This is a genomic window from Bacillus sp. FSL W8-0770 (genome assembly GCF_038008705.1).
In the GTDB taxonomy this organism is placed as follows: domain Bacteria; phylum Bacillota; class Bacilli; order Bacillales; family Bacillaceae_G; genus Bacillus_A; species Bacillus_A cereus.
On sequence record NZ_JBBOZR010000001.1, the window covers coordinates 1,144,584 to 1,160,051 of the forward strand.

The following is a 15,468-nucleotide window of genomic DNA, read 5'->3' on the forward strand; positions in this document are numbered from 1 at the left end:
TAATGATTGGTACAAACAGTAGTGAAGTGAGGGGTAGTGAATGTTATATCTACATGATGTATGGGTAAATTGGTTTGAAGGTGAAGAAAATGGGTATAACGTTTGTCATTTTTACGAATGGCGGAAAGATGATACGATTGAGCTATTAGATCAAGTGCCATTATTAAAAGTAGATGCCACATTATATCATTACATCGAGAACGAATTGTTAGAGCTTCCGCAAAAAATGCTGGAAGACGTACATCATAAGGCTTATATTCGTAAAAATCATGAACGTTTGCAGCAAGAGTATTGCTTTGTTGTTACAGATGGAAAAGGAATTATTGCGATTGACACAATTGGCTACAATGTACCAATTCGCAAAAGCAGACTTATACCACGCCAAGAACAGATGGTATATGAGATGGTAGAAAACGTACAAGCAGAAAAGTATGAGTTCCAAGTAGAAGAAACAGAAAAAGAACATCACATTTTATCACCATCGCCTTTCATTATGAATGGCTTGACTCGTAAAGAAAGACAGCTAAAACAATTATTATTTATGGCGTTAGATCAATTACATACAACGAAAAATACAGCAGAAATTCGCTATTGGTTCACAGAGTGGGATCCATCAGCATATGGAATGGTTCAACATATGGAATTTGAAGATATTTGGGTTAAGCTGTATGATGAAGCGAAAACAGGCTGGTCTGATAAGCATGAACAATTATGCGAGCGTCTCGTAAAAGGACAGCCATTTTTTGAAAAGTTATGGGAAATGGAAAATGAGCAAAAGGTAAATTAAAAAACCGCCAATTGGCGGTTTTTTAATTTTGTAGTAATCCAGCTCCAGCGGCAAGAATGTTCGGTGGCTTCGCGCCTTCCTGCGAGGCAAAAAGCGCCTCGCAGGAAGGAGCTCCATCCCCCTCACATTCTGAACGAGCTGCTTCCGCTTTATGTAGAAATCCAGCTCCGGCTCCTAGCCCTTCGCGTCTAAGAACCTTCCCCACGAGAAGGTAAAAAGCACCTTCTGTGGGAAAGAACCTTAGCCGTCAGGGCTAAGCAGTCGCCTCCGCTTTATATGTTACCTACGTTTTCTGCTTAGTCCCATTGCGTTTTCTACTTTGCGTAGTTGTTTGAATGCAACGCGGTTTGCTTTTTCTGCACCTTTGTCTAGAATTTCGTCTAGTTCTGGTGAGTTGATTAGTTCGTTATATTTGTCTTGGATTGGACGAATTGCTTCTACGACTACTTGCGCTAGGTCGCCTTTGAAGTCGCCGTATCCTTTTCCTTCGTACATTGCTTCAATTTCTTCAACTGTTTTTCCAGAGAATGAAGAGTAGATTGTTAATAAGTTAGAGATACCAGGTTTGTTTTCTTTATCAAATTTCACAATACCTTTAGAGTCAGTAACAGCACTTTTAATTTTCTTTTCAATTGTTTTTGGTTCATCAAGCATACTGATCATTGATTTTGGATTCGGATCAGATTTACTCATTTTCTTCGTAGGTTCTGTTAATGACATAACGCGAGCGCCTACTTTTGGAATACGAATTTCAGGAATTGTGAACACTTCACGGAAGCGTTTGTTGAAACGCTCTGCTAGGTCGCGTGTTAATTCCATATGTTGCTTTTGGTCATCACCAACTGGTACGATTTCAGTGTTGTAAAGTAAAATATCAGCAGCCATTAATGGTGGATACGTAAGTAATCCAGCTGGAACTGAATCTCTACCCGAAGCTTTATCTTTATATTGCGTCATACGTTCTAATTCTCCAACGTAAGCAACAGATTGCATGATCCATCCTAATTGAGCGTGTGCTGGTACTTCTGATTGTACAAATAAAGTAGCTTTTTCAGGATCGATGCCGCATGCTACATAAAGTGCAGCAAGACTGCGGATGTTTTTACGAAGTCCGACGGGATCTTGAGGTACTGTAATCGCATGTTGGTTTACAATACAGAAATAACAATCGTGTTCATTTTGAAGCTCTGTAAACTGCTTCATTGCGCCTAAATAGTTTCCAAGTGTAATCGTTCCACTTGGCTGAATACCAGAAAAGATAACTGACATAAGTAATTCCTCCTAAAATTGAATGCGTGATGGGGGGAAGAGAAGGCAAACAAAAAAGCCCATTCATCCCAAAAACTATAGGGACGAATGGACCGCGGTACCACCCTAATTATTTCACTACTGTGAAATCTCTCTAATCCATGATAACGTTAGGATATAACGCCAAAGCCTACTACTTTCGGTTCGGTTTGGTGCTCAAAAGCCCATTCCATACTGTACAATTACTTGTTCACACCAACCACAAGCTCTCTGAAATTGCCTCAATATGTACTCTTCTTTATCATCGCATACATATAAATTTATTTATTGTTACTTGAGCTCTTTTAATATGAAAGAACTAAAGTTTTATAACAAAATGTTTTGCTGATTATTATATCATATGGGATAGTGTTTGCAAACTACATCAAAATAGTAAAGCTAATGAGGGTCGAGAACAACCCAAGGAAGATACCTGTAATACAAATTGGATATGTCCATTTGAATGAATATGTTTTATAAATACGTTCTTTCTTATCTGTAGGTTCCTCGACTTCTTCAATTAAAGAGTCAATCTTTTTGTTCGTACCAAATACTCTTTGGAATGCGTAAATGGTTACATTGAAAAAACCATTTTGAAATATGTATAAAAAACCGCCGATAAGAATAAAAAACAGTGCAATATAAAACAAAATGTTGACAAAGTTCAACAAAAATTGAGATGAAATGAGGAATGCACCAATACTAGAAGCAATCATCGCTATAAAAATTAGTATACAAGTATGAAAAAAAACTTTATTCAAAATATTCCCCTCCGTCAAAATATTACTAGAATTATTATACTATAAAAGCTATAATAAGTACTAGGATTAATTTTTTGAAAATTATACGCAATTAAAGGTCTGATTTTAAGATGATGGTAGCAATGTTAATGTATCCCTTTACGAAAAATTAAAAATATAAATATTTTATTAAAAATTTTAACAAAAAAACAAAAAACTATATTCACAATTGTTATATTATATGTATAATGAAAATTGTAGAAACTTGGAGATTATTCTTTCAATTCTACTTTTTAACAATTGAGGGTACAGGAAGTGCAATTAGGGGAGGCAACACAACATGAAGAAAAAGATACCGTTATTACTTGCATCAACTTTAACTGCAAGTATGTTGCTTAGTGCGTGTAGCTACCAAAAAGATGACGCAAAAGCAAAAGGGAAAGAGAACGCTACGAGTAGTAGTAACGGAAAACAGATTCTTAATTTAACAGAGTTATCTGAAATTCCGTCAATGGATGCATCATTAGCATCTGATTCTTCATCTTCTACAGCATTAAATAATACGATGGAAGGTTTATATCGTATTGGCAAAGATCAAAAGAGAATGCCTGGAGTTGCAGAAGATGTCGAAAAGCTAGATGATGGGAAGAAATACATATTTAAATTAAGAAAAGATGCGAAATGGTCGAATGGGGAACCTGTAACAGCTAAAGACTTTGTGTATTCATGGAAAAGAGCAGTAAATCCAGATACAAAAGCAACGTATTCATACATTATGTTCGATATTAAAAATGCAGAGAAAATTCATAAAAAAGAATTACCTGCTGACCAATTAGGTGTAAAAGCGATTGATGATTATACATTAGAAGTAGAATTAGACAATCCCGTTCCTTACTTTATCGATTTAACAGTTTATCCAGTATTTTACCCACTAAATGAAAACTTTGTAAAAGCACAAGGTGATAAATTTGGTTTAGAGGCAAATACAACATTATATAACGGTCCATTCGTTATGAGTGATTGGAAACATGAACAAAGTTTCCAATTCAAGAAGAATCCTTCATATTGGGATAATAAAACGGTTAAAATCGAAGAAATCAACTTTAATATTGTAAAAAATACAGCAACTGATGTAAATTTATATGAGACAAACGCGATTGATCGAGCGGCTTTAACGTCTGAATTTGTTGATAAGTTTAGAAAAAGCCCAGAGTTCCAAACAAGAAAAGAGGCAGGGGTTGCTTACTTAAGATTTAATCAAAGTAATCAGTACTTAAGTAATAAAAACTTAAGAAAAGCAATTTCAATGTCCTTTGACCGTGATAACATTGCAAAAGTTATTTTAAATAACGGCGCAATTGGAGCTTACGGATTTGTTGGAAAAGATTTCGCTGAAGGTCCAAATAAAAAAGATTTTCGAGCTGAAAATGGAAAGCTAGTTGAAACAAATCCAAAAGAAGCAAAAAAGCTTTGGGAAACAGCGAAGAAAGAGCTTGGAACTGATAAAATCGAACTAGAATTCTTAAACTTTGATAATGAAGATGCTAAAAAAGTTGGGGAGTTCTTAAAAGGTGAGATGGAAAAGAACTTACCAGGTTTATCAATTAAAATTAAACAGCAACCATTCGCACAAAAAAATAAATTAGAAGATTCTCAGCAATATGATATTGCGTTTGGTATTTGGGGACCAGATTTCCCAGATCCAATCTCATATTTAGATATGTTTGTTACGAATGGTTCTCAAAATAAAACAGGGTATTCTAATCAGAAATATGATGAGTTAATCCTAAAAGCTAAAACAGATACAAAAGATTTACAAGCTCGCTGGGACAACCTTCTAGAAGTAGAGAAGATGTTAATTAAAGAGGATGCAGTTATCACTCCAATCTTCCAAAAAGGTTCAGCGTATGTAGTAAAAGGTGCCGTAAAAGATATTATCCCAATTAACTATGGTGGTAAATTAACTTACAAATGGGCATCTGTTGAACAAAAATAATCTTTTTTTTCCATCGTTTACAAGGGTATATGCCTATGATGGGCATATGCTCTTATTTTAAAAAAATAAAAGTAAGAATATTTTAAACTATCTTATTGCTTTTGAGAAAAACGGGGAGGTGCTTGACTATGGGACGTTATGTATTAAAACGTTTCGTGTACATGGCTTTGACATTATTTTTAATTACTACAATGACTTTCTTTTTGATGAAATTACTTCCGGGTTCTCCGCTTAAAAACCAGGAGAAGCTATCACCGGCACAAAAAGAAATCATTCTTGAAAAATACGGATTGAATGATCCGGTACCAGTTCAATATGCACGTTACTTAGGTAACTTAGCAAAAGGTGATTTAGGGGTATCATTCCAATATGATAACCGCCCAGTAACAGACATGATTGTGGATCGTATTGGACCATCAGCCCAATTAGGTTTACAAGCGATTATATTAGGAACATTTATCGGTTTAATTTTAGGTATTGTTGCCGCACTTCGTAATAATACGTGGGTAGATTATAGTGCAACAGTTATTTCGGTACTCGGAATGTCGGTACCATCATTCGTATTCGCCGCATTACTACAATATTTCGTAGGGGTAAAACTAGGCTGGTTCCCAGTAGCATTCTGGAAAGGACCAGAGTTTACTGTAATGCCTACAATTGCATTATCGATGGGAGTTATCGCAACAATCGCACGTTTCTCTCGTGCAGAATTAATTGAAGTTATGCAAGCCGATTACATTTTAACAGCGAAAGCGAAAGGAATTAGCCAAGGCGTTATCATTGTCAAACATGCACTTCGTAACGCGTTAATTCCAGTTGTAACAATTTTAGGACCAATGGTTGCGGCATTAATTACAGGAACACTTGTTATCGAGCAAATTTATGCTGTACCAGGACTTGGGGAACAATTCGTTAAATCGATTACTTTAAATGACTATACAGTTATTATGGGAACTACGATTTTCTATAGTGCGATCTTCATTTTAGTTATTTTCATCGTCGATATTTTATACGGAATTATTGATCCTCGTATTCGTTTAGCGGGAGGGAAAAAATGATGAAAGATGTACAAAAATTATCTCCAGATTTATTTCAACAAGCCAATCAAAATAATGTTGATAATGAAGTCATTGCCCGTCCAAGCTTAACGTTTTGGCAAGATGTAAGAAGACGTTTATTCCAACATAAAGGTGCGATGCTTGGCCTTGTATTGTTAGTTATCATTGCGCTATTAGCGATTTTTGGACCGATGGTAAGTAAACACTCGTATAAAGAGCAAGATTTAGGTCGTGCGAAATTACCACCAAAAATTCCAGTTATTGAAAATGTTCATTGGTTACCATTTGACGGTACAGATCAATATGGTGTTGACCAATATGAAAAACGTGATATTAAAGAGTACTTCTGGTTTGGTACAGATGACCTTGGCCGTGACTTATGGACAAGAACATGGGAAGGTACACGCGTATCATTATATATCGCTCTTTTAGCGGCAGCAATTGACTTAGTAATTGGGGTTGCATACGGAGGTATTTCAGCATTCTACGGCGGTAGAGTAGATAACATTATGCAACGTATTATGGAGATTATTAACGGTATTCCATACTTAATCATCGTTATTTTAATGGTAATCATTATGGGATCTGGTATTTGGTCAATTACACTTGCGATGGCGATTACAGGTTGGATAGGGATGTCGCGTATTGTTCGTGGACAAATCTTAAAGTTAAAAAACCAAGAATATGTATTAGCATCTCGTACATTAGGTGCAACAAATACACAATTAATTGTGAAACATTTAATTCCAAACGTAATGGGACCTATTATCGTAATGACGATGTTTACAATTCCATCAGCGGTGTTTGGTGAAGCGTTCTTAAGTTTCATCGGTTTAGGAATTCAGCCACCATTTGCGTCACTAGGTTCTCTTGTAAATGATGGTTATAAATCTATTCAAACGTATCCGCATATGATGTTCATCCCTGCGGTTGTCATCAGTATATTAATTTTAGCGTTTAACTTAATGGCAGACGGATTACGCGACGCGTTAGATCCAAAAATGCGTAAGTAAAAGAGGGGAGAGGCAAAGATGAAAACATTGTTAGAGGTAAAAGATTTACAAGTCTCCTTTGATACACATGCAGGTGAAGTACAAGCTGTACGCGGCGTTACTTTTGATTTGAAAAAAGGAGAAACATTGGCGATTGTAGGAGAATCTGGTTCAGGGAAATCAGTTACTTCTAAAGCGTTAATGGGATTAATTCCGAATCCTCCTGGACGCATTAAAAATGGTGAAATCGTATTTGAAGGTCGTGACTTAACAAAATTAACAGAAAAAGAAATGCAGCAAGTACGCGGTAAAGATATTGCGATGATTTTCCAAGATCCAATGACATCATTAAACCCAACGATGACAATTGGAAATCAAATTATGGAAGGTCTAATTAAACACCAAGGGATGAGTAAAGCAGATGCACGTAAAGTTGCTTTAGAGTTAATTGACCTTGTAGGTATTCCAAATCCAGAAGCTCGTTTAAAACAATATCCTCACCAATTCTCAGGTGGTATGAGACAGCGTGTAGTTATTGCGATGGCGTTAGCTTGTAACCCGAAATTATTAATTGCCGATGAGCCGACAACAGCGCTAGACGTTACGATTCAGGCGCAAATTTTAGAACTTATGAAAGACATTCAGCAAAAAACAGAAGCAGCAATCATTTTCATTACGCATGACTTAGGTGTAGTAGCAAACGTTGCGGACCGAGTGGCAGTTATGTACGCTGGTAAAGTTGTTGAAATTGGAACTGTAGATGAAATTTTCTACAATCCGAAACATCCATATACTTGGGGTTTAATCGCATCTATGCCAAGTTTAGATGGTTCAGAAGAAGAGTTATATGCAATCCCTGGAACACCTCCAGATTTATTGAAGCCGCCAAAGGGAGATGCTTTTGCACCACGTAACCCACAGGCACTGAAAATTGATTTTGAAATGGACCCACCTTTATTTAAAGTAAGTGATACGCACTATGCGGCAACTTGGTTACTTCACGAGCAAGCTCCAGAAGTAAAACCGCCGGCAGTCGTTGAAAAACGCATTCTTCAAATGAAAGCAGGTGAACAACATGACTAAACAACGTGAGAAATTAATTGAAGTAAAAAATGTAAAGCAGCACTTCGACGTGAGTGGTGGTGTTGTCAAAGCGGTTAATGATATTTCATTTGATATTTACCGCGGAGAAACATTTGGTCTTGTAGGAGAATCAGGTTGTGGTAAATCGACAACTGGAAGAACGATTATTCGTTTATATGATGCAACTGCTGGTGAAGTGTTATTCGATGGTGAAAATGTACATGGTAAAAAATCACGCGCAGAGCTGAAGAAATTCAACCGTAAAATGCAAATGATTTTCCAAGATCCATATGCATCATTAAACCCTCGTATGACAGTAGGGGATATTATTGCAGAAGGTATCGATATTCACGGACTAGCGAAAAGTAAAAAAGAGCGCATGGACCGTGTTCATGAACTATTAAACACAGTTGGTTTAAATAAAGAGCACGCAAACCGTTTCCCACACGAATTCTCAGGTGGACAACGTCAGCGTATCGGTATCGCTCGAGCGCTTGCTGTAGACCCAGAATTTATCATTGCCGATGAGCCGATCTCAGCACTTGACGTATCGATTCAGGCGCAAGTTGTAAACTTACTGAAAAAGTTACAAAAAGAAAAAGGTTTAACATACTTATTCATCGCCCATGATTTATCAATGGTAAAATACATTAGTGACCGTATTGGTGTAATGTACCGTGGCCAAATCGTTGAGTTAACAACAAGTGATGAATTATATGCGAATCCAATTCATCCATATACGAAATCACTATTATCAGCGATTCCACTTCCAGATCCAGATTATGAGCGCAATCGTAAACGTATCGTATATGATCCATCACAGCATAATTATGGTAGTGAAGCACCAACAATGCGTGAAATTCGCCCAGGACATTTCGTACTATGTTCGGAAGCGGAGTACAAGAAATATAAAGAGATTTATCAATAAGAAAAAGAGCCATTCTTCTGTTATGGAAGGATGGCTCTTTTTCTACTATATAAAAGAATTGTATACATTTGTCGGTCAGTCGATATATTTAAAGAATCGCCGATATAAATCTCATGTATCATTAGTGATATCCATATGCAAAATTACTGAACTTGAACAGAAACATTCTCCTCTTGTTCTTCAGGTTTAACAAGCGCATAACGCTCCCATGCTCTACTTTTCCAGCGGAAGAACATAATAATGGCACGTGTCCATTCGTCGATGGCGATTGCTAGCCAAATACCAACGAGCCCCATATCTAAATGAAAGGCGAAAAAGTAACCTAGTGGTAAACTCATTAACACCATAGAGAATGCACCGATTAAAACAGGATATTTTGCATCACCAGCTGCACGAAGCGAATTAATGATGACGATGTTCATCGTACGTCCCGTTTCAAGTAGTACACTTAGTAAAAGAACACTTGCGCCTAACCCGATAATGTGCGGATTATCTGTAAACAGTCCCATTAATTGTGTACGGAATGTAATAACGAGAGCGACCATACATAAAGTTACACCAATTGCCCATTTTACACTTTTCCATAAGCGTTCGTATGCTTCATCTTTTTCGCCACCACCAACGAGGCGGCCAATAATAATGGCTGTTCCCATACCAATTGCAATTGCAAATAAATAAGTGAACATGGAAATGTTAGTAGCGTATTGTCTAGCAGCTAATGATTCCGTTCCTAAGTACGTTGCGTAATAAAGGAAGACGATTTGACAAGCTTGATACATCACTTGTTCAAATGCAGATGGAATGCCAATTTTTAAAATTTTCCCAATGTATTCTTTGGATAAAGTGAAGTAATATTGTAATTTCACACGATATTCCATAACGCGGTATAGTAACCAGAAGAAAACAATAAGTGCGATCAATCGACTGATAGCGGAAGAAATTGCAGCCCCTTGTACACCGAGCTCAGGGAAACCAAATTTCCCGAAAATGAGTACGTAGTTTCCAGCGATATGAATCATATTCATTCCGAGTGAAATAAACATCGCTTGCTTTGTAAAACCGTGTACACGGATAATTGCGGCTAATGAGTTAATAATAGCTTGTAGGAAGATGGCTCCTCCGACGATAGATAAGTAGTTTTGCGCATACGTTAGTACATCGCCTTGTAAGTTCATTGCGAGCATCATATGTTTCGAAAATAAAAGAAAACCAGCGCTTATAACGAGCCCAACTATTAAATTTAATGTGACGGCTAATGCTGATATTTTAGATGCTTCCATAAAGCGTTTGGAACCGAGGTATTGAGATACAACGATAGCAGCGCCGTTCCCGATGACTTCTAATACCAAAATCGCAATATGAAGATATTGATTCGCTGCACCAACCCCAGATACAGCATCGTCTGATAATGCACTTAACATGAAAGTATCAGCGATCCCCATTAACATAAAAAGAAAAACTTCTAGAAAAATAGGCCATGTTAATAAGAATAAACTTAATTTCTCAGTAGGCCCGTTTTTTGCCTGAATTGCTGCCATGTCCGTCCCCTCTTTACCGATATCTATTTTTAGCAAAATGTATCGTAACATACTTTCTTAACCTTTGCACTCATTTTAGCCTACATATTTTTATTATGAAGAGAGTGCTATTTTATGATAAAAACAAAAGGATAATTATACATAAAGTATTATGAGATATAAAATTCATTTTTCTCTGATAATTTAGAAAAGTATAAAAAATATTATTTTTAACACTTTAGTATGAATAATCAGCAATATGAAACGTTTACAAAGGTATATTTTTTAACGAAAAATTTTAATGAAATAGAAATATAAATATACAAAAAATATATTTGTGTGTATAATATGAATTATTAGAACATATATATATTTCTTTTTGTTTGAAAATGAAAGGGTTAACATTTTTTTGGAGGGTGGAAGTATGAAAAAAAAGATACCAGTTTTTGTAGCATCAACAGTAGCGATGAGCATGATGTTAGGGGCATGTAGCTATCAAAAAGATGAATCGCAAGCAAACGCTAAAGGGGATAGCGGAAAAAGCGGCGCGAAGCAAGTTATTAACTTAATTGAAACACAAGAAATTCCAACGATGGATCCAGCGTTATCAGCTGATGCAGTTTCTTCAAGAGTAATGACTAATACGATGGAAGGCTTATACAGTTTAGGAAAAGATGATAAGCTAGTTCCTGGTGTAGCGAAGGAATTCAAAAAATCAGAAGATGGTAAAAAATATACATTTAAATTACGTGAAGACGCAAAATGGTCAAATGGTGAGCCTGTGACGGCAAAAGATTTCGTATATGCATGGCAAAGAGCGATTAACCCAGATACAGCTGCGAAATCAGCGTACATTATGTATGATATAAAAAATGCAGAGAAAATTAATAAAAAAGAGATGAGTCCGGATCAATTAGGGGTAAAGGCGATTGATGATTATACATTAGAAGTGGAATTAGATAATTCAATTCCATACCTTGTAGATTTAATGGTATATCCAATCTTCTATCCTGTGAATGAAAAGTTTGTGAAAGAGCAAGGTACGAAGTTTGGTTTGGAAGCGAATACAACGCTTTATAACGGGCCATTTACATTAAGTGATTGGCAACATGAACGTAGCTTTAAAATGACAAAGAGCGCGTCATATTGGGACAATAAAGAAGTGAAGATTGAAGAAGTAAACTTTAATATTGTAAAAGATACATCTACGCCAATTAACTTATATGAAACAAATGCAATTGATCGAGCGTCGTTATTAGCGGAGTTTATTGATAAATATAAAGGAAAACCAGATTTCCAAACAGTAGAAGATACATCTGTATTCTTCCTTCGTTTAAATCAAAAAGATCCAGCTTTAGCAAATAAAAATATTCGTAAAGCAATTTCACTTGCTTTTGACCGTAAGCCATTCGTGGATACATTATTAAATAACGGTTCTAAGCCAGCGACAGGATTAATTCCTGATAACTTCATTAAAGGACCAGATAAAAAAGATTTCCGTGCTGTAAACGGGGATATTGTAAAACCAAACGTGAAAGAAGCGAAGAAATATTGGGAAGCTGGTAAAAAAGAACTTGGTAAAAATGAAATCGAATTAGAATTATTAAATGAAGATGTAGAGTTATCAAAGAAAACTGGTGAATATTTAAAAGGTGAATTAGAAAAGAATTTACCAGGTTTAACAGTAAAAATTAAACAACAACCATTCGCACAAAAACTAAAATTAGAAGATGCGGGCGATTATGTCATGTCATTCTCTGGATGGAGTGCGGACTTCCCAGATCCAATTACATATCTTGATATGTTTGTAACAGATGGGTCACAAAATAAGATGAAGTACTCTAATCCAAAATACGATGAAATCATTATGAAGGCGAAAAAAGATGGAAGCGATGTAAATGCTCGTTGGAAGAACTTATTAGAAGCAGAAAAAATGTTACTTGATGATGCTGCGATCGTTCCAGTATATCAACGTGGTAGAGCATATTTACAAAGAGATTCAATTAAAAATATGTATAACCATAAATATGGCGGCGATTTAAGCTTTAAATGGGCGTCAGTAGAGAAATAAGAAAAAAAGCAGGTGGTCACCTGCTTTTTTTAATACGTTCGTTTCTTATAAATGCCTTTTCCGCCAACTTGGTTCCAGCCAGATTGTACATCCAAACTTTTGTTAACAAACTTCATTTTTTCTTTTCCACCAAAGAGCTTTTCGCCGATGCTATTTGTAATGACACCAATCAATGCTGTTATTCCGATGATGAGGGCAGCAACCGTAATAAAATCAATAAAAAAAGCAATCATTTGAAAACTCCCCCTTTGCCTGTCTGTATGTTTATTGTATGAGATAAAAAATGAAAAAGAAAGAAATGTCAGAAAAATATTTAATTTACTTTAGAAATCATGTAGACAGGAGGGAGGATATTTGTTAAAATAAGAACAAATGTTCCTTTTTATTCTCATTTGTATAGTCTTACATTTCTTAATTGATTTATCAAGAAAAAGTAAGAAAACGTTCTCTTTTTCATAGGGAAGATTATAGATAAATAACTATATATTATATGAAAAATCTATGGGAAGTGAGTAGTAAAAGGGTTGAAAGTTATTGTTAAAGTACAGCTGAAATGAGCGTAATCATGTTACATAGCAGTGAAATACACGGGAGAGTTTTCTCAACTAGCAGGAAATTTACTGTATATTTCTTGCAAAATCTATTGTATAATGATTATAGAAGTTACTTATTAAAAGTAATTGTTGTTTATTATAAGTTGTTGCTTACATGAAATGTGATTTTTGTACTTTTCAATAAGACAAGTTATCACGAAAAATTGCTGAAGTTAGAAATTAAAACTGTATTTAGTACAGAATTTGTACTCTTTAAGGAGAGTGAGCTTTGTATGGTAACATTATATAGTTCTCCAAGCTGTACGTCTTGTAGAAAGGCGAAATTATGGCTAGAGGAAAATCATATTCCCTATACAGAACGTAATATTTTCTCAGATCCATTAACGATTGAGGAAATTAAAGAGATTTTACGTATGACAGAAAGCGGAACGGATGAGATTATTTCTACTCGTTCGAAAGTTTTCCAAGAATTGAATGTAAACTTAGAGTCTTTACCACTTCAAGATTTATATAAGATGATTCGTGACTATCCAGGGATTTTACGTCGTCCAATTATGATTGACGAGAAACGCCTTCAAGTTGGTTACAACGAAGACGAAATTCGTCGTTTCTTACCACGTACAGTAAGAACGTTCCAATTACGTGAAGCACAACGTCTTGTAAATTAATTATAATAATATGAAAACCTTCTACCTATTATATAGTAGAAGGTTTTTTTTAATGTTTCACATTGCGTAATCGAACTTGTTGTACAATAAAGCCGATGCATAAAATAGTGAAAATGAACAAATAAGGAATGCTTGCAGTGAAACTTGGATTGTTATGAAAAAAGGTTGCAAGTCTGTCTTCATGTGTAACCATTTTTCCTGCAGTATAGGCAAGAATTGCTGCACCGCAATAAATGAGGAATGGAAATCGCTCCATAAGTATTAAAATAAGTTTGCTGCCCCAAATAATAATCGGGATAGAAATGAGTAAGCCGATTATGACGAGTAAAAATCTCCCGTGAGCTGCACCTGCAATGGCAATAACATTATCAAACCCCATAACGAGATCCGCGAAAACAATTGTCCGCACAGCTTGAAATAAAGTTGTTTTTCCTTGAATAGAAGAAAGATCGTTGCTATTATCGGTTAATAAATTGACTGCAATTAATGTAAGTAAAACCCCGCCAATCAATTGTAGAAATGGAATGTCGAGTAAATAGACAGCTAGTATAGTAAGGACAATTCTTAGTACAATCGCTAAAAGAGTACCGATCAAAATAGCCTTATTTCGTTTCGATTCAGGTAAATTTCGGCTAGCTAGTGCGATGACGATTGCATTGTCACCACCTAATACAACATCGATACCGACAATCATTAGTACGGATGTTAAAAACTCTAAGTCCATTCGTCTGCCTCCATTTATGATGTTTTAATAAGCGAACTATATGTATGTGATGAAGAAAGTTGTTGTTAAATAATCTCTTCTAATAGAAGTTTCACTTTATTACAGTGTACGGGGGAATGTGGAAATGTATGTCCAAATTTTTTGTAAGTAAGAAATCGCTATAATAATATATTTACGTAGTTGATCGAGTAAAGATAGGCATATAACTATTTTTGTAAAATAAATCGATTTTATTTCCATTCTGGAGAATCTTATCATAAAATGAGAGTACAAGAATCTATTGATTTGTCATATGAGTGGGGAATCCCTTCATAACAATTCTAAGCAGGAAGGGAGAGTTGTATTTTGGATATTGAAAGAATTAATGATCATACGATGAAATTTTTTATTACGTACATTGATATAGAGGATAGAGGATTTAATCGTGAAGAGATTTGGTATGATCGCGAACGAAGTGAAGAGCTCTTTTGGGAGATGATGGACGAAGCTCGTGATCATGACGATTTCTTTATTGATGGACCGTTATGGATTCAAGTGCAAGCAGTCGATAAAGGGATTGAAGTACTTGTCACGAAAGCAGAGCTTTCAAAAGACGGGCAAAAGCTGGAACTACCGATAGGGGTAGACAAAATTATAGATATTCCTCTAGATGAAGGCATCGAATCATTATTCCAACAAGAATTAGTCGAAGAGGTAGAAGAACAAACAGGAACAAACTTTAATGAAGATGGTACGTTTGGCTTTTTAATTAAGTTTAATGATTTTGAAGATGTCATTTCATTAAGTCATCGTCTTATCTTTGAAGATATAAAAGATGAGCTGTATTCATTTGAGAACCGCTATTATGTATATGTGGAATTCGATGAAGTGCTACATGATGAAGAAGAAATCGATCGTATTTTAAGTATTATTTTAGAATATGGGGAAGAATCAACTTTAACAATTCATCGTGTAAGTGAGTATGGAAAACAAATTGTGAAAGAGCATGCTCTTGAAACGATTCGCAATAATTTTCCTGCTAAAACGTAGGCCGATTTCTGTAGTATGAAATCGGCTTTTTATA

Annotated in this window: 15 protein-coding genes and 1 other annotated feature; of the genes, 9 read left to right on the forward strand and 6 right to left on the reverse strand. The window is 35.6% G+C overall.

Features of this window, described 5'->3' with window-relative positions:
- Window positions 1–40 precede the first annotated feature (40 nt).
- Entirely contained in the window at window positions 41–787 is a 747-nt protein-coding gene (locus tag NST27_RS05990; RefSeq protein WP_000966128.1) for a YjbA family protein, read from the forward strand.
- A 22-nt stretch (window positions 788–809) separates the two neighbouring features.
- Here NST27_RS05990 and NST27_RS05995 read toward each other — a convergent pair whose 3' ends face one another.
- The 3 genes from NST27_RS05995 to NST27_RS06005 form a co-directional block, all read right to left on the reverse strand.
- Window positions 810–992, reverse strand: a complete 183-nt coding sequence (locus NST27_RS05995) for a hypothetical protein (protein ID WP_047385739.1) — start codon at window positions 990–992, stop codon at window positions 810–812.
- Window positions 993–1,066: 74 nt separating this feature from the next.
- Window positions 1,067–2,056 (reverse strand): tryptophan--tRNA ligase, encoded by a 990-nt coding sequence (gene trpS / locus NST27_RS06000; protein WP_047385741.1) that lies wholly within the window; start codon window positions 2,054–2,056, stop codon window positions 1,067–1,069.
- A 76-nt stretch (window positions 2,057–2,132) separates the two neighbouring features.
- Window positions 2,133–2,349 (reverse strand) — a binding site (T-box leader).
- Window positions 2,350–2,454: 105 nt separating this feature from the next.
- The gene (locus NST27_RS06005) at window positions 2,455–2,835 is read right to left on the reverse strand and encodes a DUF3899 domain-containing protein (protein WP_001044997.1); all 381 of its coding nucleotides are present in this window, start codon (window positions 2,833–2,835) and stop codon (window positions 2,455–2,457) included.
- Window positions 2,836–3,154: 319 nt separating this feature from the next.
- Here NST27_RS06005 and NST27_RS06010 point away from each other — a divergent pair, with 319 nt between their 5' ends.
- The 5 genes from NST27_RS06010 to NST27_RS06030 all read left to right on the forward strand — a co-directional run bounded on the left by NST27_RS06010 (window position 3,155) and on the right by NST27_RS06030 (window position 8,871).
- The gene (locus NST27_RS06010; protein ID WP_000727217.1) at window positions 3,155–4,810 is read left to right on the forward strand and encodes a peptide ABC transporter substrate-binding protein; all 1,656 of its coding nucleotides are present in this window, start codon (window positions 3,155–3,157) and stop codon (window positions 4,808–4,810) included.
- Between the two features lie 128 nt (window positions 4,811–4,938).
- The gene (gene opp3b, locus NST27_RS06015; protein WP_000534172.1) at window positions 4,939–5,868 is read left to right on the forward strand and encodes an oligopeptide ABC transporter permease; all 930 of its coding nucleotides are present in this window, start codon (window positions 4,939–4,941) and stop codon (window positions 5,866–5,868) included.
- Window positions 5,865–6,881: an oligopeptide ABC transporter permease gene (opp3C, locus tag NST27_RS06020; RefSeq protein WP_000974106.1), complete on the forward strand. Its 1,017-nt coding sequence runs from the start codon at window positions 5,865–5,867 to the stop codon at window positions 6,879–6,881. Before opp3b ends, opp3C begins: the two co-directional genes overlap by 4 nt.
- Before the next feature lie 18 nt (window positions 6,882–6,899).
- Window positions 6,900–7,943, forward strand: a complete 1,044-nt coding sequence (locus tag NST27_RS06025; RefSeq protein WP_000854346.1) for an ABC transporter ATP-binding protein — start codon at window positions 6,900–6,902, stop codon at window positions 7,941–7,943.
- Window positions 7,936–8,871: an ABC transporter ATP-binding protein gene (locus NST27_RS06030; protein ID WP_000166348.1), complete on the forward strand. Its 936-nt coding sequence runs from the start codon at window positions 7,936–7,938 to the stop codon at window positions 8,869–8,871. The genes NST27_RS06025 and NST27_RS06030 overlap by 8 nt, the downstream gene beginning before the upstream one ends.
- A 143-nt stretch (window positions 8,872–9,014) precedes the next feature.
- Here the strand turns inward: NST27_RS06030 and NST27_RS06035 are convergent, their stop codons facing one another.
- Window positions 9,015–10,460, reverse strand: coding sequence for an MATE family efflux transporter (locus tag NST27_RS06035; protein WP_009327244.1), 1,446 nt, complete (start codon window positions 10,458–10,460; stop codon window positions 9,015–9,017).
- A gap of 352 nt (window positions 10,461–10,812) precedes the next feature.
- Between NST27_RS06035 and NST27_RS06040 the strand changes: the two genes are divergently transcribed.
- Window positions 10,813–12,459, forward strand: a complete 1,647-nt coding sequence (locus NST27_RS06040) for a peptide ABC transporter substrate-binding protein (protein ID WP_000727250.1) — start codon at window positions 10,813–10,815, stop codon at window positions 12,457–12,459.
- A gap of 29 nt (window positions 12,460–12,488) precedes the next feature.
- Here NST27_RS06040 and NST27_RS06045 read toward each other — a convergent pair whose 3' ends face one another.
- Window positions 12,489–12,692 carry a hypothetical protein gene (locus NST27_RS06045; protein ID WP_000559971.1) on the reverse strand — a complete coding sequence of 68 codons (204 nt, stop codon included), beginning with the start codon at window positions 12,690–12,692 and terminating at the stop codon, window positions 12,489–12,491.
- 593 nt (window positions 12,693–13,285) lie between these two features.
- Here NST27_RS06045 and spx point away from each other — a divergent pair.
- Window positions 13,286–13,681, forward strand: a complete 396-nt coding sequence (gene spx, locus NST27_RS06050; protein WP_000258267.1) for a transcriptional regulator Spx — start codon at window positions 13,286–13,288, stop codon at window positions 13,679–13,681.
- A gap of 49 nt (window positions 13,682–13,730) precedes the next feature.
- Here spx and NST27_RS06055 read toward each other — a convergent pair whose 3' ends face one another.
- Window positions 13,731–14,405, reverse strand: a complete 675-nt coding sequence (locus NST27_RS06055) for a TerC family protein (protein WP_000362615.1) — start codon at window positions 14,403–14,405, stop codon at window positions 13,731–13,733.
- Window positions 14,406–14,750: 345 nt separating this feature from the next.
- On the opposite strand from NST27_RS06055, the gene mecA reads away from it, so the two are divergent.
- Window positions 14,751–15,434 (forward strand): adaptor protein MecA, encoded by a 684-nt coding sequence (mecA, locus tag NST27_RS06060; protein WP_000350716.1) that lies wholly within the window; start codon window positions 14,751–14,753, stop codon window positions 15,432–15,434.
- Window positions 15,435–15,468 lie beyond the last annotated feature (34 nt).